Origin of the sequence: Pseudalkalibacillus hwajinpoensis (genome assembly GCF_015234585.1) — a bacterium.
GTDB classification, from domain to species: domain Bacteria; phylum Bacillota; class Bacilli; order Bacillales; family Guptibacillaceae; genus Guptibacillus; species Guptibacillus hwajinpoensis_B.
Map to the genome: position 1 here is coordinate 651,475 of NZ_JADFCM010000008.1, position 19,296 is coordinate 670,770.

General features: G+C 41.8%; 15 protein-coding genes and 1 riboswitch. Of the genes, 12 read left to right on the forward strand and 3 right to left on the reverse strand.

Annotation, left to right across the window (positions count from 1 at the left end; all coding sequences use genetic code 11):
- Positions 1 to 13: 13 nt before the first annotated feature.
- The 5 genes from IQ283_RS15095 to IQ283_RS15115 all read left to right on the forward strand — a co-directional run bounded on the left by IQ283_RS15095 (position 14) and on the right by IQ283_RS15115 (position 6,557).
- The gene (locus IQ283_RS15095; protein WP_194220954.1) at positions 14 to 832 is read left to right on the forward strand and encodes an ABC transporter ATP-binding protein; all 819 of its coding nucleotides are present in this window, start codon (positions 14 to 16) and stop codon (positions 830 to 832) included.
- Between the two features lie 55 nt (positions 833 to 887).
- Positions 888 to 1,265: a hypothetical protein gene (locus tag IQ283_RS15100; RefSeq protein WP_194220955.1), complete on the forward strand. Its 378-nt coding sequence runs from the start codon at positions 888 to 890 to the stop codon at positions 1,263 to 1,265.
- 159 nt (positions 1,266 to 1,424) lie between these two features.
- Positions 1,425 to 1,536: riboswitch (SAM riboswitch) on the forward strand.
- 163 nt (positions 1,537 to 1,699) lie between these two features.
- Positions 1,700 to 3,523 (forward strand): assimilatory sulfite reductase (NADPH) flavoprotein subunit, encoded by a 1,824-nt coding sequence (locus IQ283_RS15105; RefSeq protein WP_194220956.1) that lies wholly within the window; start codon positions 1,700 to 1,702, stop codon positions 3,521 to 3,523.
- A gap of 24 nt (positions 3,524 to 3,547) precedes the next feature.
- The gene (gene cysI / locus IQ283_RS15110) at positions 3,548 to 5,257 is read left to right on the forward strand and encodes an assimilatory sulfite reductase (NADPH) hemoprotein subunit (protein WP_194220957.1); all 1,710 of its coding nucleotides are present in this window, start codon (positions 3,548 to 3,550) and stop codon (positions 5,255 to 5,257) included.
- A gap of 85 nt (positions 5,258 to 5,342) precedes the next feature.
- Complete coding sequence (locus IQ283_RS15115) at positions 5,343 to 6,557, forward strand: threonine synthase (RefSeq protein WP_194220958.1); 1,215 nt, start codon at positions 5,343 to 5,345, stop codon at positions 6,555 to 6,557.
- Between the two features lie 68 nt (positions 6,558 to 6,625).
- On the opposite strand, the gene IQ283_RS15120 is transcribed toward IQ283_RS15115, so the two are convergent.
- Both IQ283_RS15120 and IQ283_RS15125 read right to left on the reverse strand, forming a co-directional pair.
- Positions 6,626 to 7,183: an MEDS domain-containing protein gene (locus IQ283_RS15120; RefSeq protein WP_194220959.1), complete on the reverse strand. Its 558-nt coding sequence runs from the start codon at positions 7,181 to 7,183 to the stop codon at positions 6,626 to 6,628.
- A gap of 173 nt (positions 7,184 to 7,356) precedes the next feature.
- A complete protein-coding gene (locus tag IQ283_RS15125; protein WP_194220960.1) occupies positions 7,357 to 7,836 on the reverse strand; it encodes a site-2 protease family protein in 480 nt (159 codons plus the stop codon).
- 268 nt (positions 7,837 to 8,104) lie between these two features.
- Between IQ283_RS15125 and IQ283_RS15130 the strand changes: the two genes are divergently transcribed.
- A complete protein-coding gene (locus IQ283_RS15130) occupies positions 8,105 to 8,527 on the forward strand; it encodes a DUF1801 domain-containing protein (RefSeq protein ID WP_194220961.1) in 423 nt (140 codons plus the stop codon).
- A gap of 134 nt (positions 8,528 to 8,661) precedes the next feature.
- Here the strand turns inward: IQ283_RS15130 and IQ283_RS15135 are convergent, their stop codons facing one another.
- Complete coding sequence (locus IQ283_RS15135) at positions 8,662 to 9,918, reverse strand: hypothetical protein (protein ID WP_194220962.1); 1,257 nt, start codon at positions 9,916 to 9,918, stop codon at positions 8,662 to 8,664.
- A 320-nt stretch (positions 9,919 to 10,238) separates the two neighbouring features.
- Between IQ283_RS15135 and IQ283_RS15140 the strand changes: the two genes are divergently transcribed.
- The 6 genes from IQ283_RS15140 to IQ283_RS15165 all read left to right on the forward strand — a co-directional run bounded on the left by IQ283_RS15140 (position 10,239) and on the right by IQ283_RS15165 (position 19,242).
- Positions 10,239 to 12,380, forward strand: a complete 2,142-nt coding sequence (locus tag IQ283_RS15140; protein ID WP_194220963.1) for a sensor histidine kinase — start codon at positions 10,239 to 10,241, stop codon at positions 12,378 to 12,380.
- Positions 12,381 to 12,395: 15 nt separating this feature from the next.
- Positions 12,396 to 13,727, forward strand: a complete 1,332-nt coding sequence (locus tag IQ283_RS15145) for a sigma-54-dependent transcriptional regulator (RefSeq protein WP_194220964.1) — start codon at positions 12,396 to 12,398, stop codon at positions 13,725 to 13,727.
- Positions 13,724 to 14,653, forward strand: a complete 930-nt coding sequence (locus tag IQ283_RS15150) for a glycine betaine ABC transporter substrate-binding protein (protein ID WP_194220965.1) — start codon at positions 13,724 to 13,726, stop codon at positions 14,651 to 14,653. The genes IQ283_RS15145 and IQ283_RS15150 overlap by 4 nt, the downstream gene beginning before the upstream one ends.
- 571 nt (positions 14,654 to 15,224) lie before the next feature.
- On the forward strand, positions 15,225 to 16,547 hold the full coding sequence (locus tag IQ283_RS15155; RefSeq protein ID WP_194220966.1) for a lyase family protein: 1,323 nt from the start codon (positions 15,225 to 15,227) through the stop codon (positions 16,545 to 16,547).
- Between the two features lies 1 nt (position 16,548).
- Positions 16,549 to 18,069 (forward strand): aldehyde dehydrogenase family protein, encoded by a 1,521-nt coding sequence (locus IQ283_RS15160; RefSeq protein ID WP_194220967.1) that lies wholly within the window; start codon positions 16,549 to 16,551, stop codon positions 18,067 to 18,069.
- A gap of 18 nt (positions 18,070 to 18,087) precedes the next feature.
- Positions 18,088 to 19,242: a Zn-dependent alcohol dehydrogenase gene (locus IQ283_RS15165; RefSeq protein WP_194220968.1), complete on the forward strand. Its 1,155-nt coding sequence runs from the start codon at positions 18,088 to 18,090 to the stop codon at positions 19,240 to 19,242.
- Positions 19,243 to 19,296 lie beyond the last annotated feature (54 nt).

Sequence of the window (19,296 nt, forward strand, 5' to 3'; positions counted from 1 at the left end):
CGGAGTGGGATGTATGGCAATCATTCATGTAGAAAATGCTTATTACACACGTGAGAAACAGATGATTTTATCCGATATTTCTTTTTCCGTAGAGAAAGACCAACATCAGGCCATTATCGGATTAAATGGATCAGGTAAAACGACGCTACTTCAGTTAATCCACGGCTCGATCTGGCCACTGCTTCGCTATGATCCCATCGTTGAAGTATTAGGGCAGCGTCTTGGGAAAACTGATTTGAATGAACTTAGAAAATCTATTGGCTGGGTGAGCAACGCTTTCACTGAGCGTATCTCTCCGATGCAGGAAGTAACAGATGTTGTGATTAGCGGGAAGTTTGCCTCAGCTGGACTTTATGAGCAGGTGACGGAACAGGTAGAATCGCAAGCGATGAAGATGATGCAAGAATGGGGGATTGCTCATTTACGCGGTAAACCTTTTCGAATTTGCTCTCAAGGAGAGAAGCAGAAAATCTTGATAGCAAGAGCTTTGATGTCTTCGCCAAAGCTTCTTATTCTAGATGAACCGTGCAACGGACTTGATCTGTATTCACGCGAACAGTTATTAGCTCAGGTTGAACGACTTGGAAAAGAGGAAGATGGTCCAACCATATTGTATATCACTCATCATATTGAGGAGATTTGTCCCGTATTCACTCACGCTATGATTATGGAAAATGGTCGAATTGCAGTGAATGGCAAGAAGAAAGATGTGTTAACAGCTGAACATCTTAGTAAAAGTATGGGCGTCCCTTTAGAAGTGACGTGGAACAGAGAGCGGCCTTGGGTTCAGGTGATTTCAAATGAGATGAACCCAGCTTATCCATCTACATAAGGACCGTGTATCTCAAAAATGCCCAAATTCGTTCATCGCCAAAAGGAGGTATGTAGTGAAGGATTTTAATTCGCTAACGCATAAAGAAATCGCGATTCGATATACGGTATTGACGCTGTTTCTATCGTCTACGATTTTTATAGTGGATTACGACCTTTCACTGTGGTCATATGTCATATGCATGCTTCTATCGATATTTGGTATTGCGGTGAACTTATTGAAATGGAAACGTGGAAAAAAAGTTAACTTTACATCTAAAGATCATGTCATTCGCTCATGCGTTTTTTCTTTCATGGCTTTTCTCTTGTTGGTGCTGCCTTTTGGTTACTCTATTTGGTTGATGGTTCTTATCATTCTATCTCTTGTCATTGCCAATACGATTGGTTTCATGCGCATGCGGAATAGGTTACAAGAGGGGCAACGTCAGGGATAAAAGACCTGAATCATTTGGATTATTTTTCATGAAGATTCCTGGTTTTATCGCCATACAGTTAATTGAATGATGATAATTTTCTAATAATATATTGACTTTTATTCGATCACGAGATAACATTTGAACCAATCATTGTCATTTACAATTTGATAGCAACATTTCTTATCAAGAGAGGTGGAGGGACTGGCCCTATGAAGCTTCGGCAACCGATGAGATGATCCTTCATCTCATACTGTGCCAAATCCAGCAGGTTTATCCTGAAAGATAAGAAGACTGGCTTCGTACTTACAAACCTTTCTTCTTATGTTTTTAGAAGAGAGGTTTTTTGTGTTGAATTGGTTAGGGGGAATGCAGACGAATTTATTTGCTATTAATTCCGAGTAAACTACTTTCATTACATTGAATTAAATTTGAGTATTGTGAGGTGGATTGTATTGCAGTTACAGGTTGTGAATAGCCCTTTTGACAAAGAACAAACGGAGCTTTTAAATCGTCTATTACCAACATTAAATGAGACCCAGAAAATATGGCTGAGCGGATATCTTTCCGTACCAGGAAGCTCTGAAGCTGCGGCAGCTACTGAGACGGTTGCTCAAGGTGTTTCTGCTTCAGAAGCATTCTCTAAACAAGAAGAAAAAACACGTGAGCTCACGATTCTCTATGGCTCACATACTGGCAATTGTCAGTCACTAGCGGAATCGTTCTTTGAGCGATTGGAAAACGAGAAATACAACGTTACCCTTTCATCGCTTGATGATTTTAAGCCAAAGTCGCTTAAAAAAGTAGAAGATTTATTATTGATTACAAGCACCCACGGAGATGGCGATCCTCCTGATAATGCGCTGAGCTTCCATGACTTTGTTCAAAGTAAGAGAGCGCCTGAATTAGACGGTCTCAGATTCTCTGTCTTATCACTTGGTGATAGCTCCTATGAGTTTTTCTGCCAAACCGGGAAAGATTTTGACAAACGCTTTGAAGAATTAGGTGCAACAAGGCTCTATCCTCGTGTAGATTGTGATCTTGATTTCGAAGAGCCGGCAGAAGAGTGGTTCGAAGGCGTGACGGGAGTATTGAAAGAAGATCAGACTACTGGTGAATCGACTTCTCAAACAAAACCTGATGAGACGGATCAGGCGTATTCCAGAACGAATCCATTCAAAGCCGAAATTCTTGAGAATGTTAATTTGAATGGACGTGGGTCCAATAAAGAAACGCGGCACCTTGAGCTTGATCTTGAAGGATCGAATCTTGAGTACGAGCCGGGTGATAGTCTTGGCATCTATCCTGAGAATGATACGACACTTGTCCTTCAGCTAATCGAGGAAATGAACTGGAAGCGAGAAGAACAGGTTACGGTGAACAAACAGGGAGACGTTCACTCACTTGAAGAAGCTTTAACAAAAATATATGAAATGACGAGTCTCACAAAGCCATTGCTCAAGAAGATCGCAGAGCTGACATCAAGTTCTGAGCTTAAGCGCATGGTTGAAGCGGAAGGCGAAGAATTAAGAACATACCTTTACGGTAGAGATTTAATTGATTTGGTGAAGGACTACGGACCGTGGACCGTCTCAGCACAGGAGTTTGTAAACGTTCTGCGCAAAATTCCGGTTCGTCTTTATTCGATCGCAAGCAGTTCAAAGGCAAATCCAGATGAAGTTCATCTCACAATTGGCGCACTAAGGTATGATGCACATGGTCGATCTCGTACGGGCGTATGCTCTGGCCAGTGTGCAGAGCGCTCACAAGCGGGGGATACACTCCCAGTATTTGTGCAGCGAAATCAAAACTTTAGACTTCCGGATCATCCTGACACCCCCATTATTATGATAGGCGCAGGCACTGGCGTAGCGCCGTACCGGGCATTCTTACAAGAGCGAGAAGAAAGTGGCGCAAGTGGAGAAACGTGGCTGTTCTTTGGTGAACAGCATTTTGTGACCGATTTTCTTTATCAAGTCGAATGGCAAAAATGGTTGAAAGATGGTGTGCTTACGCGGATGGATGTCGCTTTTTCACGTGATACAGAGGAGAAAGTTTATGTTCAGCACCGCATGCGCGAGCGAAGTAAAGAACTATACGAGTGGCTGCAACAAGGTGCGCACGTCTACGTATGTGGAGATGAAAAGTATATGGCAAAAGATGTTCACGTGGCACTCGTTAACATCTTAGAACAACAGGGGAATTTCAGTGAGTCAGAAGCAGAAGCTTATCTCGCAGATCTACGTAACGCGAAACGCTACCAGCGCGATGTGTACTAAGCGCATCAGGGAAGGAGATTGATCATGTCGAAAAAGACGGTAACAGAAGACGGCAAACCGAGTGAAATGGAGAAAATCAAAGACGAAAGTGATTACTTACGCGGCTCGCTTGTGAAAAGCTTTGCGGATCCCATCACCGCTTCCATTCCAGACGCAGATACAAAACTATTAAAATTTCATGGGAGCTATATGCAGGACGATCGCGATATTCGTCAGGAGCGAAAACAGCAAAAGCTTGAACCAGCTTATCAGTTTATGGTTCGAGTGCGACTACCTGGTGGAGTAGCTACGCCAGAACAATGGCTAGTAATGGATGATCTTGCGAATCAATACGGAAATGGAACGCTAAAGCTAACAACGCGCCAAACGTTCCAGATGCATGGGATTCTGAAGTGGAATATGAAGAAAAGCATTCAGGCGATGGACCGGGTTCTCATGGATTCTCTTGCGGCATGCGGTGACGTGAATCGGAATGTGATGTGTAATGCCAATCCTTATCAATCTGATATTCATGCCGAGGTGCATGGGTGGGCACGGAAGCTAAGCGATGATCTTCTGCCGAGAACGAGAGCGTATCATGAAATCTGGTTAGACGAAGAAAAAGTGCTCGATCGAAAAGAAGAAGAGATTGAGCCGATGTATGGTCCTCATTACTTGCCGAGAAAGTTTAAGATCGGGGTCGCTGTTCCACCATCAAACGACGTGGATATTTTCTCACAAGATCTTGGTTTTATTGTAATTCTTGAAGATGGCAAGCTTCAGGGATTTAACGTCGCAGTAGGCGGTGGCATGGGTATGACGCATGGGGACACAAGTACGTATCCTCAGCTATCCCGAATCATTGGTTTCTGTACACCTGATAAGATTGTTGATGTTGCTGAGAAAATCATTACGATTCAGCGAGATTATGGCAATCGCTCAGAACGGAAGAACGCTCGCTTCAAATATACAATCGATCGAAGAGGACTGGACTGGGTTCGGAACGAATTGAATAATAGACTGGGCTATGAACTAGAAGAAGCTCGTTCTTATCATTTCGATCATAATGGTGATCGCTATGGATGGATAAAGGGTGACGGCAAATGGCATTTAACGCTCTTTATCCAAAATGGTCGTATTGTTGATTCAGAAGATTATCAGATTATGACAGGGCTACGTGAAATTGCGAAGGTTCATGAAGGTGATTTCAGACTAACGCCGAATCAGAATCTCATCATAGCGAATGTATCAGAGGAGAAGAAAACAGAGATTGATCAACTTGTAGCAACATACGGTATCACAGATGGGAAACAAAATTCAGCTCTGCGCCGTAATTCGATGGCCTGCGTGGCGTTCCCAACATGCGGTCTAGCAATGGCAGAAGCAGAGCGTTATCTACCTTCTCTTATTGATAAGATTGAAGAGATCGTGGATGAAGCGGGACTGAGAGAAGAAGAAATCGTGATCCGCATGTCGGGTTGTCCAAATAGCTGCTCACGTCCGACGCTTGGTGAGATTGCCTTTATTGGAAAAGCGCCTGGTAAGTACAATATGTATATGGGAGCAGGGTTTGTTGGGGATCGTCTCAGCAAGCTTTATAAAGAAAACATTGGTGAAGAAGAAATCCTTGCATCATTAAAACCGATCCTAATGAACTATGCGAAAGAAAAAGAGGAACATGAGCATTTCGGTGATTATGTGATTCGAGCAGAGTATGTTGAAGAAGTGCGATCAGGACTTGATTTTCATAGCTAGTTTTGACGAAATGAAGCCCGAAGTTCATCAGCGTGTGAGCTTTGGGTTTCAACACGTCTTTCATTAAATCGTTGGAGGTGCTTTAATGCCGTACAGTATGGTTTCTCATTTATCATGTCCAAAGTGCAACAAGACTTATGATTCAGATACGATTCAACAGCTTTGTGTTTGTGGTTCACCACTTCTTGTCGAATATGATCTTGATGAGGTGAAAAAGCGTCTTACAAAGGAAATGATTGCCGGACGAGAACAGTCGCTCTGGCGCTATCATGAATTACTTCCTGTTAAAGAAGAAAAGAATAAAGTAAGTTTCGAAGAAGGGATGACCCCTTTCCTGCCGCTACCATCCCTTGGTCAGAAAATGAATCTCTCAAACTTATACATAAAAGACGAGGGAATGGTGCCGACGGGTTCATTTAAAGCTCGGGGAGCGGCAGTCGGCATTTCGAAGGCGAAGGAGCTTGGCGTTCAGAACCTTGCGATGCCGACAAATGGAAATGCAGGAGCTGCCTGGTCACTTTATGCGGCAAAGGCAGGGTTGGAAGCTCATATTGTTATGCCTGTTGATGCACCTGAGATTACGAGAAAAGAAGTGAGTATTTCTGGTGCTCATCTTTATTTAGTCAACGGGTTAATAAGTGACGCTGGTAAAATAGTTGGTGATCTCGTGAAAGAGCAAGGATTTTATGATGCATCTACCCTAAAAGAGCCCTATCGCATTGAAGGTAAAAAAACGATGGGGTATGAAATAGCGGAACAGCTGAATTGGGAGCTTCCTGATGTGATTCTTTATCCAACAGGAGGTGGCGTTGGTCTTATTGGGATCTATAAAGCGTTTCTTGAGCTTCAGAAGCTTGGTTGGATTAAGGATCAAAAGCTTCCAAGGTTAGTTGCTGTGCAATCGGAGGGATGTGCCCCCATTGTGAAGGCATTCGAAGAAGGAAAAAATGAGTCTGAGTTCTGGGGAAATTCAACAACGCATGCGTTTGGTATCAATGTACCTAAAGCGATCGGAGACTTTCTTGTATTGGATGCGATCTATCAAACAGAAGGGTGTGCCGTTGCGGTTTCTGAAGAAGCCATTCGAACATCCCAGCGAGAAGTTGCTGCGTTAGAAGGGCAATTTATTTGTCCTGAAGGCGCGAGTACATTCGCTGCTGCGGAGAGATTAAGGGAACGAAATTGGATCAAAGAAGATGAACAGGTCATTTGTTTAAACACAGGTCTTGGTATTAAATATCCAGATGCTTTTGAAGTAAATGTTCAAATAATGGAGACGAATGAAAGAATCAACGTCTAGCATCATCGTCTAGCCATACCAAAGCTAATGCACCACTCTGAGATTTCTTTAGAGGGGTGCATTTCTATCTAAGCTAAATATTGTTTTGAAGTGAAAAATTCTTCTTCCATTAACACGTACGGGTGAGTTTCCATCAAAATGTTTATGAGGTAATCAGGCATTCTTTCTCCATCGTATGCACAAATAAGAGGGAAGGAAAGGTCGTTTACTGCTTCGTCTACAATTTTTTCGAAGTCTTCTATAAGGTGAAGAGGTTCTTCCATCGAGGCCCATTCCACACGTGCCCATGAGCGGAAGGAGAGGTTAGATTCCACATAAGGTTGAACGGTCTTTTTGAAATATTCATGAATGGCAGGAGGATGATAACTGCCGCTAGAAAAGTAAAAGTCGAAGCTGTTCACTCTGTGGACAAACTTCATTTCGTTAGCGGTTAACCTTGAGGTTAATTCTTTCTCAATCATCGGATACAGACGGTCATTTTCGATTAAGATGACATAATCTCCGTTTGCGACTCCTTTTTCAGTATAACTAACGACTTGTTCGAGGTAATTCTTCATCCCATGGTAGGCATAAAGCACATGAACACTTCTTTGCTCCTCGAACAGCTGGTTCATCTTGCTAGTCAAGTGATCACCCCTTTGTTTTCTTCTACCTTTATTTTACTACAATTATTCGAATAGATATATGGCGTTATGAGTAAGTGTGAGGTTTTCATTTCGATAGGGATAAGAATGATGGTGCGATATGGAAAAAAGCCAGAAGCTGTGTGAGAACAGAATCTGGCTTTTTTCATTTATTTTTAATCAATTGGATCGACGGATTTTCCGTATCGAAGAACATCGAATACCGCCATCCCGTCACTTGGTCTCCCGTTGTCATTTCGGAAAGGCATAAGTGAGAAGAAAATAAAATAGATAGAGAAATATGTGAACTGATAGAAAAATAGCGTAACAGGTATTGTGTTTGAGGTGATCAAGTAGTTAATAATTAGAATCACGATGAGATTGAATAGACTGCCACCTAAATAGATCGCAACGTGTGCCCACGTTTTATTGTAGGTTAATTCTTCGTATTGGCACCAACCTTCCATGAAGTACTTTCTTCTAATTTCCAGCGGTCCTATATGAAACAGTGTACGTCCTGTACCGATGCAAAATTTCACCTTGCCTCCAAACAGCCGCGCTAGGAGCACGTGACCTGCTTCATGAACAAGAGTGACAATTGGTAGAATAATGAAGAAATTCACAAAGAACATTGGGATATCATTTAAAGTAAACATGGTTATACCTCCGAGATGTAAGTATCAACGATAGTTCGGTATGACTATAAAGAGGAACGTTCCCGATTTACCCGTTTCCTAACTGATTTTCGATAAGAAACATGAAACGGTAATAAAAGAAATACTCTTGATACATTTTTACTTATAAGTGCATAGCGCTAATAAGCTTTCGAAGTTTGCGATTGTTGAACAATGGCAAATAAAAAGGAATTAACGAATGAGCGGAGTAGATATAAAGTGAAAGTAATGAAATGGAGGGGGTATATTGATGTATGAGCTGAAAACGAAAGAAACGGATAATAGTGTGATTGAATTCATTGAAAGCGTTGATCATCCAAAGAAGCGGGAGGATGGCTATCGTTTGTTAGATCTTTTTACTGAAACGACAGGGTATGAAGCGAAATTGTGGGGACCAAGTATTATTGGATTTGGAAGTTATCATTATAAATACGCTACGGGACATGAGGGGGATGCACCGCTCGTTGGATTTTCTCCTAGAAAGGCTAAGATTAGTTTGTATCTCGCTCAAGGAGAACCAGAGCGCGAGGAAGCTTTAGCACGATTAGGCAAGCATACAACAGGGAAGGCCTGTGTTTATGTAAATAAGCTTGCGGACATTGATCTTGAAGTGCTTAAAGAGCTAATATGTCAATCGATCGAATATTTGAAAAAGCTGTACCCAGAAAAATAAATAAGTTTTTTGCAAAGTAAAGCGGAAACATAATGGTCTATAAGTGCTAGAGAGGATGGGGGGGTGAGCCAATTTAAGCATAAGGGTCAGGCGCAGATGTGCCTGACCCTTATGCTGATTTTAAAACTTTTAGATTATTGCGCTTGCACGGTTTCAAGCGCTACTGCTTTAATGTCACCTTCTTTTGATTCTGAGACGAAAGAAAGTCTGTATTCACCAGTATGATATACGTGCAAATACTCGTTATCTAGTTCGTTAAAGACGATCTCATCAGGCTCGCCAAATTGACAAACTACATCAGTGTAAGGGATAGCGGGTCCTTCCGATAACGCGTTATAACGTAAATGACTTACCGTTTCGTTTGCAGTTAAGTAAGCGTACTTTTCATCATAGAATCCAGGTGTTCCTTCATAGAAGGTTTCATCATAGGTCATCTCAGGCTTTATCTTCTTTAAGGCCTCTTCGGACATTCCAAGAAAAATGGAGGCATCCTTTAGGTGACCTTGCTCTGCAAAATTCAGTAATTCTGAATGGAACGGAGCTTTTTCACAGGAAGTAGGGGTGTTCTCGGCTGATGTTAATGGTTTTTCATCTGTCATCGTATAATCACCATTAAACCCAACAGCTGCGTCATGGTAACTAAGACAGGCTTCTTCAATAAATGTAATGACGTCATTCGTTCGAATAAACGTACCTGAGCAAGAAGGATCTTCCGTATCCTCAAACGTTGCTTCATCACCGTTTATAGTAGCTGTTCCATTTAATTTCCCAACATCCGATCCACTACTGACGTCGATCGTAAACTGAAAGGATTCCTTTGTTACGTTTGATATGCTTAAGTTCCCCTGATCGAACGCAGGATCAATATAAAGTGCTTCTTTCCATTCAGAAGTACTTTCTTCGTTCGCTGCTTCATTATTCGTATTCGATTCCAGTTCGATTCGAGTATATACGCCTGTAAAAGAGGCGCTATTCTCATTCATTGATTCACATGCTTCACTCGTATCAATGGCTAAGCGGTCCTCTTTCCAACCGAATGAGGCTTTGCAAGCCTCATTATCAGGGTGTGTGAAATGAGCCATTTCTCCGTTAACCTCAGCAGTCCCTGAAAGCTCTCCAACATTTTGACCATCATAGGATTGAAGCATAAATGTAAAGGAAGTAGAAGTTGAATCTGTTACATCAAGCCCCCCGTGGATTTCTCCATCTTTCTCCCACTTGTACGTGCCATCTTGAAATAGAATGTCCTTTTGTACGGCTTCCTCTGAAGGCTTGTCCACCGTTTCTTTCTCCGCTTCTACCTTTTCCGATGAGTCAGAAGTAGTTAAGAAGTTACATGACGTGACGATGAGTAGTAAAGTAAACAACAATACGAGACGAAGCGTTTTCATATGATTCCTCCCTACTGAAGTAAGTTGATGACATCATTATACATAACGTTCCGTAAAAGAATGGGATATTGGTGTCGAGCCGGGAAAAAATTCCTTGTCTAGTTTAAGCGAATTCTTTTGTAATTTAGTTGACCATTTCCGGGGAAATGAATGGAAGAAGTCGAATGAAACATTACTTTTCGTTCCGCTGGGGAAGAATGTGTTGAAAATAGGGAGCAAGGTATAATCTCTAAATCTCCTATTGCCAATTGAGCGAGTGGACGATTATGATGAATTTAAATGAGACAAGTTCGACATATCACAACAACTGGTGGGATGGAATGAAAACCATAACAAAACAGCTCATTCGTTTATTTGAGTCAGTTCATGCAAGTATTTTAAGAAAGTCTGTCATGATTTTTGTTTTCATTCTTGTTATACCAACGTTAATGATCTATCAGCTGATCATTAACTATGCGGAAGATATGATTGAAGAGGACATTATTAGTGAGAATGTCGCGAACACGGAAAGTATCGTGAAGCGTGTAAATAATGAAATTTCCAGTGTTGTTTTGCAGCTGCATTTAATGGCAGGAAATGGAGAAGGAAGCGAAATTAACGCGGAACGTATGTATGAGCGATCCAGACAGGCGATTGCGCAGAGCTCTATTATTCGGTCTATCTATTATTTAGATGACACTAGTAACGTCATATTTGAATCTCCTTTTGCCCCTGAGCTTGAAGGTGTCTCTTATCACTATCCAGAGTTTGATCGAATTCAATGGACGCACAATTATGCTGTTTCTAGTGTTATTCAAAATTTTAGCGGTGAGGATATTGTTTCGGTGGGGATTCCAGTCTTTGATGAAAAAAACGCTTTTCAAGGTGCTTTAATTGCTGAATTTAGTCAGGATTATTTATCTGAAATCGTAAGAAGTATCAGCATGAGTGAAGGACATTTTGGGATGATGGTTGATCTAGAAGGAATTGTCCTGGCTTCTACCAATGAACAATCAATCGGCTCAGCTATTTCAAGTGATTTACCTTCTAAGCAAATATTTGAGGAAGTTTCAGGGGTTGCACGTTCATCTTATGGAGGGAATCAGAGCATCATCGCTTATCAAACACTGCGTGATGAATGGGGTCTAGTTTACGGGGTGTCAGAAGATATTGCCTTTGCCCCTGTTCGAAAACTATCACTAGTGCTTACGTTATCCTTTCTCGGCATTCTCATTCTTTCATTCTTTTTCATCGTTGCCGGTATTCGAAATATTGTTTATCCCATTATTCGATTAACAGATTATGCAAAGGATTATAGGGAGAAGGTTTTTTACCAGGAGCATGATCCATCGCAAAGTGTCCGAAAAGATGAAGTGGGAGAATTGACTCGAACGATCATTTCTGTCGGCAATAGTAATTATGAGAAGCAGCATCAGCTAGAAGAAAGTGAACGCTACTTAAATGACATGATTGAAGGAATCCCTTATGGCATGATTACGATTAATGATCACGCGATCGTAACGCATGTGAACAATCGATTCGAAAACCTCATTGGGTATAGTAGAAATGATCTCGTGGGAAAGTCATTATCAGAACTTCCGATTAAAAGTACCGATGAAGACTTTATGTTGTTAAAAGCCTTAATCTCTGAGGACCCTAGCATCGAATGTGAAAGTTACATTATCGATGCAAATGGAAGGCGTCACATTGTGAATATCGCTACGTCTCGCTTCTATAATGCTCAGAATAAAATTATTGGCAGCATTGCTGTGCTACAGGATATTTCACAAATGAAGATGCTAGAGTCACGTTTGAAACAAAATGATAAGCTTGCATTAATAGGGCAAATTACCACGGGTATTGCTCATGAAATCAAAAACCCGCTTGCGATTTTAACAGGATCTTCTGAGATGTTAAGAGAAGAAGTGGAGGAAGCCAATAGTTCAGAAGAGATTCTTGAATTATCGCGTGATATTGATCAAGTCGTGAAACGAATGAAGCTCATTGTGAATAATTTCTTGAATTTTGCAAAAGTTAACAAAGCCGATGCTCGACCAATCCAGTTAAAGAAAGTGATTGATGAAGTCCTACATCTAGTGAGATTTAAGCTAAAAGAATTAAATATAGAGGTCGTAAAGCACTATGAGACAAGCGGAGACCTCGTCGGTTTCTATGATGAGTTAATTCAAGCCTTTTTAAATATCATTCTTAACGCAATCGATGCAATGAAAGAGGAAGGAACATTAACCGTTACGATTGAAGAGGATGAGAAATATGTTCATGTCGCTATCGGAGACACAGGAACGGGCATTGTTACGAGTAATCTTGAATGGCTTTTTGATCCATTTTTTTCGACTAAGGAAGAAGGGAATGGACTTGGGTTAACGATCGCGAGAGATATCATTAAAGAAAATAATGGCGATCTTACGGTTGAGAGCGTAGAGGGTGAGGGGACAACGATTCATTGTTGGTTCCAACGATAGAAAAGGGGTGGCGTTATGGAGAAAACCGTTTTGATCGTAGATGATGAAATGCAGCTTGCGAAGCTAATCGGCAGGAAGTTAACGAAGGCAGGCCTATCGTCAGTTTTGGCTCATAAGGGAAGTGCTGCTATCGACTTATTTAAAAGAAAAGAAACGGCAGTCGTAATTCTGGATTATATGCTACCAGATATGACAGGTCTTCAAGTATTGGAAGAAATGAAAAGGCTTAAGCCAGATGTGCCGGTCATTATGATGACGGCTTATGGAAATGTCGAGAGTGCTGTCGGGGCAATGAAACTGGGCGCCGTCGATTATTTGAACAAACCGATGGAGCTCGAAGAAGTGAAAGACTTGGTTATGAAACAACTCGATACAAAGGTAGAGCCTCCGCCAAAAGAAAACGATCCATTTGTATTTCAAAGTCCTGAGATGAAGCGTGTGATGGCATTTCTAAATCAGGTGAAGGATACGGATGCAAGTATTTTAGTGCTAGGTGAGAGTGGCGTGGGCAAAACGGCTCTTGCTCATTGGATTCATTCAAATAGTTATCGAGGGGCGGGCCCAATGCTATCGATTAACTGTGCGGCTATACCTGAGCACCTTCTCGAAAGTGAGTTGTTTGGTTATCAGAAGGGAGCATTTACCGGAGCTGTAACAACGAAAATCGGAAAATTCGCTGCTGCAGATAAAGGGACGATTTTTCTAGATGAGATTGGAGAGATTTCTCCTTCCATGCAAGCAAAGCTTCTTCATGTCATTGAAGATAAAAAGGTGATGCAGCTAGGTAGCAATGAATATCGCACAGTAGATGTACGAATCATTACAGCAACGAATAAGGATTTAAAAAAATCCGTTGCGGAAGGTATGTTTCGTGAGGATCTTTACTATCGTCTAAATTTAATCGAAATTGAGATCCCTCCCCTACGTGAAAGGATGGAAGATATCCCCCTTTTCATTCAATCACAAATGAAGAAATTAAATCGAAAGTATAAGAAACAAATTTATATAGCAGAGGAATGCATCAACCTTCTCCTCCGTCATACGTGGCCAGGTAACATTCGCGAGCTACTCAATATGCTTGAACGCATTCATATCGTAAAACGAGAAGGAACAATTATGCCAGAAGATCTTGCGCATGCATCTCTTATGTCGATACCAAAAGATGAACCTGTAGGATCACAGGACTTCAGTGGAAGTCTTTCCGAGGTGCTAGAAGATATAGAGGAAAAGATGATTCGACAAGCGCTTGGAGAAACAAATGGCAACCAGACGAAAGCAGCAGACCGCCTTGGGATTGCCAGGCATACGTTAATTTACAAAATGAAAAAAATCGGCATCAGTCTATGAGAAGGTTTCTTCTAATCATTGGATGCCTTACTTTCCTTATTTCTTGTCAGTCAAAAGAAGAAATAAAGCAGAAAGATGCCACAGAGAGCGCTCATCTGACTATTAAACTTGGATCCAAAGCATTTACTGAACAATACCTTTTAATGAAAATGACTGCCCTTCTTTTGATGGAAGAAGGATTTGATATTGATGAAATGCGCTTTCTTGATAGTCCTTCCATTCGTGATGCATTTGAAAACAAAGTGATTGATTTGTATTGGGAGTACACGAACACCGCTAAAACGATTTATCATAAAAGTGGACCAGGTTATGATTCACTCAAAGCTTATGAATCTGTTAAAAAAGAAGATGAAAAAAACGATATTATTTGGTTAGAGAAAAGTGATTTTAATAGTTCTTGGGGGCTCATCATGAAAGAGTCCTTTGCTAAGCAGCATCAACTTGATTCGGTGAGTGATCTTGTCACGTATATGAGCAATCAGGAACATCCATCATTAAAAATGGCGACAAATGACGAATATTTAATAAGAGAAGACGGTCTCAGTCATTTAGAAGACGTGTATCAATTTTCGGTGAACAAAGATCAGCTCCTTGCGGTTGATTCAGAATTGCTGAGCCTCGCTGTAAAAGAGTCTCGAGTACAGGTAGCTGTTGGAATGATTACGGATAGTCGAATTAAAGACTATCACCTCATTGTATTAGAAGATAATCGCAAGGCGTTTCCACCATATGATGCTGCTCCAGTAGTACAGCGGAAAATGATAGAGCAATATCCAGAGATTCAAGAGCCACTTGAGAAGCTTTCTGCTTCCATTACAAACGAAGAAATGATTGGTCTAAACTATCGAGTGGACGTTTTGCACCAGGATGTAGGAAAAGTCGCGAAGGCTTTTCTACAAGACCAAGGGTTGTTAAGAGTGGAATAGAGGGTAGAGCTTCCAGTGGCTCTTTCATCATCAAAAGACAGCATTTTCCTTCTCTGATGGAAGGCTTACTTTGTGGTAAGCTGTTGTTAGATGTTGATTATGATAGAAAGGTAGTTGAGTGACTCTGGACTTTATATCAAATAATATTGTGTTGCTTGGCATCGCCTGTATTATTATTGCGCTGCTATTAGCGAAATTCACAAAGAAGAAGTAAGGCGCTGTTCAATGGAACAGTGCTTTTTTTGTGTGAAAATGCGACACTGTAGGAATTTTCTACAGTAAAAGTGTAGAATTTTTCTACACTTTTAGTAATTGTGGGGAACAATTCGCACTGTTATAAGGATTTAAAAGTTGGCACAATCCTTGCATTATATAACAGTGAGAAATTCAAGTTAGATTCAAGGAGGATTTAATGTACTTTTAAACATATTGTTCGCGTGAGTGTGAAGGTCCTTAACGTATAGCGAAATGAAAACGCTTTAATTGATTTAGCATAATCATTATTTGTTTCTATCGCATTCAGTCAGTCTCGGGTAGTTCAAACCGCCTATTCGTGAAAGAGGGTTTTCAGATGAGATATGAGCAAGATGAGTTTGGCACTGTCAAGATTCCAAGCGAGGCTCTCTATGGGATCCAGACAGTTAGGAGTACTGCAAATCTAAGCTTTTCAGAAAAAAAGCTTACAGATTATCCCGATTATGTGAAGGCACTAAGCATTGTGAAAAAGGCTGCTACGCTTGCAAATGGTGAGGCGGGAGTGCTACCGAAGCGAATTCAGGATGCCATTGTTACAGCATGTGATGAGCTTATTAGCGGAAAGCACGTAGAACATTTTCCAGTTGATCCATATCACGGAGGAGGTGGTATTGGATCGAACATGAACGTGAATGAAGTTGTATCGAATCGAGCGAATCAAATTCTTGGATACGAGATTGGTAGCTACGAAGAAGTGCAACCCAATGATCATGTGAACGCTTCCCAATCCACTTCGGACGTTTGTCATACGGCGATTCGTCTTACGATTGCAAGGCAACTGGAGAAGCTCCTTGCTGTTGTGAAATCGTTGCAACAAAGCATAAGAGAAAAAGCGAATGAATGGTCGGATGTAATGACCATTTCGCGCACCTGTTTACAGGATGGAATGAGGGTACCGCTCGGAGATTCGATGTCAGGTGTTGAGGCGTTGCTTGATCGCCGCATGGAGTCACTACAAAAAGCTACAGAACAAATGGACCGCATTAATCTAGGAGGAACGGTTATCGGTTCTGGGATTGGAGCGTCTGAGGGATACCGGAAAAACATTTTGCATTATTTAAGGGAAACGACGAGTCGGAACGTCATGTACCGTGACAATTTATTTGATGCAGCTCAGCATCTTGATGACCTTGGAGATGTATCAAACGAGCTGAGGCAGCTAGCTAGTGGTTTGATTAAATTCGGAAAAGATCTACGCATTCGCGCTTCTGGTCCTGAAACAGGTTTTGGAGAACTATCGCTACCGGCAGTACAGGCGGGCTCATCGTTCTTCCCTGGGAAAGTAAATCCAGTAATACCTGAAACGCTCATTCAATGTTGTTTCAAGGTACTTGGGTGTGATCGTACTGTCCAGGCAGCACTAGAACATGGAGAGCTTGATCTTAACGTGTTCGAAGGCGTAGCCGGGATGGCGATAATAGATGCGATCCAAATGTTGACAAATGTGCTGCCAGTTTTCGAAGAACGTTGTGTAAAAGGAATAAGAGTGAATGAAGCAACGTGCAGAGATTATGCAAACACCACAATTCCGCTAGTTGTTGATTTAAAAGAACGCTTTGGTTATGAAGCTGTCTCAAACGCAATGAAAACAGATGGTAAAGATGGGTTACTTCAACTACAAGCAAATGGGGGATATTAATATGAAAAACATTCAAAAGAAGTTTGAAGGCATTAAGCAGCCAAAGTTAGAGTGGGCGAGTCATTGGCTTGAGAAACCAAAAAAGCTTTATATAAATGGACGGTGGGTGGAAAGCAGTAGCGGAGAAACGATTGAATCCATTAATCCTGCGACTGGAAAACGAACTGGTTCAATCCATAGCGCCAAAAAAGAAGATGTCGATCAAGCAGTTTCGGCAGCTAGAGAGGCGTTCGATCATGGCACATGGAAAGAAACAACGCGAAAAGAAAGAGCAAGGATTCTACGCGAGATTAGTGCTCTTATTATTGAACACCAGGATGAGTTAGCAACGCTTGAGTCTCTAGATAATGGAAAGCTTTATACGGAAGCTTATAACGATGATGTTCAAGAAGCATCAGATCTCTTCCAATATTACGCGGGATGGACGGATAAGTATTATGGAGAAAACAATCCGGTGGAAGGAAATTTCTTAAGCTATACAACGCGAGATCCTATCGGCGTTTGTGGTCAAATTGTTCCATTTAATTTTCCAATTGGTATGGCCGTATGGAAGCTATCGCCAGCGCTTGCGATGGGGAATACGGTTGTTTTGAAGCCTTCTAGTACGACATCTTACTCAGCAATTCGTCTTGTTGAAATCATTCATGAAGCGAAGCTATTACCGCCAGGCGTTCTAAATTTAATTCTTGGTAAAGGCTCGATTGGATCTTACATTAGCACGCATTTGGACGTTGATAAAATTTCCTTTACAGGAAGCACGGAAGTTGGGAAAAAGCTCGTTCATGATTCAGCGGATTCCAACTTGAAGCCAGTAACACTAGAGCTAGGAGGCAAGTCACCAAATATTATTTTTGCAGACGCACCAAATCTTGAAGGGGCGATTGGACGTTCATTCTATGGGTTGTTTACCCATAAAGGCGAGAAGTGTTCTGCACCAACACGACTTTTTGTGGAGCGCCCAGTTTATGATGAGGTAGTTGAAAAAATCGGTGAATATGCAAGCGTATACAAGTGTGGTGATCCATTTGATCCTGAAAGTGATCAGGGACCACAGGTTTCAGAGGCTCATATGAACAGTATTCTTCATTACATTGAAAGTGGAAAACAAGAAGGCGCACGGCTTGTCGCCGGAGGAGAGCGTGATATTGAGGGTGAGAAAGCGAATGGATTTTATATTAAGCCAACTATTTTCGCTGACGTGACAAACGGTATGACGATTGCACAGGAAGAGATATTTGGACCTGTCCTTTGCATCCTGCCATTCGATTCGGAAGAAGAGGTTATTCGAATGGCGAATGATACGATTTATGGTCTTGCTGCTGGTCTATGGACGAATGATGTCTCTCGTGCGCATCGCGTAGCGAAAAAGCTTGAAGCTGGTATGGTATTCGTAAACAAATATGGCTGCTACGACTTTGCTAGTCCATTTGGAGGCTGGAAACAAAGTGGTTGGGGCAAAGAATATGCCGTGCACTCGCTTCAATCGTATACAAAAACAAAAGCAATCTGGGTTGCTTACTAAAAGAGCGGAGGAAAGAGTATGAAAATGAAAGCGGCTGTAATGACGGGTCTAGGTGCACCACTTGAAATTCAAGAAGTGGAGTTAGCTTCACCGAAAGCAAATGAAGTCCTTGTAAAAATTGCGGCGACTGGGGTTTGTCATAGTGACCTCAACGCCGTACAAGATCCATCGACCCCGTTCCCAACCATTCTTGGTCATGAAGGCGCTGGTACAGTTGTTGAGGTAGGTCCTAACGTCAAGACGGTTAAACCTGGTGACAAAGTAGCACTAAGCTGGGTTCCCTACTGCGGGACGTGTGAGTTTTGTGTCACTGGTGCTATTCATCTTTGTGAGTCAGCCTTTGGCCCAATGTTTAACGGTACGCTTCTCGATGGAACTTCTCGACTTAGTAAGGATGGTCTTCCGCTTTTTCATAATTCTCTTCTTTCGACATTTGCTGAATATGCCGTCGTTCCTGATATGTCTTGTGTGAAATTACCAGATGCGATGCCGCTGGCTCAAGCATCGCTGATTGGATGTGGCGTTGCCACTGGATATGGTGCAGCGGTCAATGCCGCTAAAGTAACTCCGGGTTCAACCGTTGCTGTGTTTGGCATCGGAGGTGTAGGAGTGAATGCGATTCAAGGTGCGAGAATCGCCGGTGCTTCGAAAATCATTGCCTGTGATATGAAGCCAGCGAACCTTGAAATCGCGAAGCAATTCGGGGCTACACATACTGTGAACGTGAGCGAGGGGGATGCACCTGAAATGATTCGTGCGATAACGAACGGATTTGGTGTTCATTATGCGATCGACTGCTCAGGACATACAGCTGCTACCGCTAACGCCTGGAATGCAACTCGTAAAGGTGGAACGATTGTAGTTGTTGGTGCCTTTCATCCTGAAATGTCACTTAGTCTGCCTGCGGGTGGTTTTCACCGAGTTGGAAAAGTGATCAAAGGAAGCTTCTACGGAGATACCCAGCCATATCGTGATTTTCCTAAAATTGCTGAGCTTTACCTCGATGGTAAGTTTATGCTTGATGAACTTGTGATTAATCGCGTTTCCTTGGATGAAATCAACCAGGCCTTTGACTCATTTCATGATTGCAACTGCGTGAATGTAGGTCGATCTGTGATTGATTTTCAAAGAGAACCGGTGATCAATGGAGAACGTTATACAGAATTGATTTAAGGTGTATAAGGCCGTTCGATTACAATGCGGACTCGTCCAAAGAGAAATATCAAA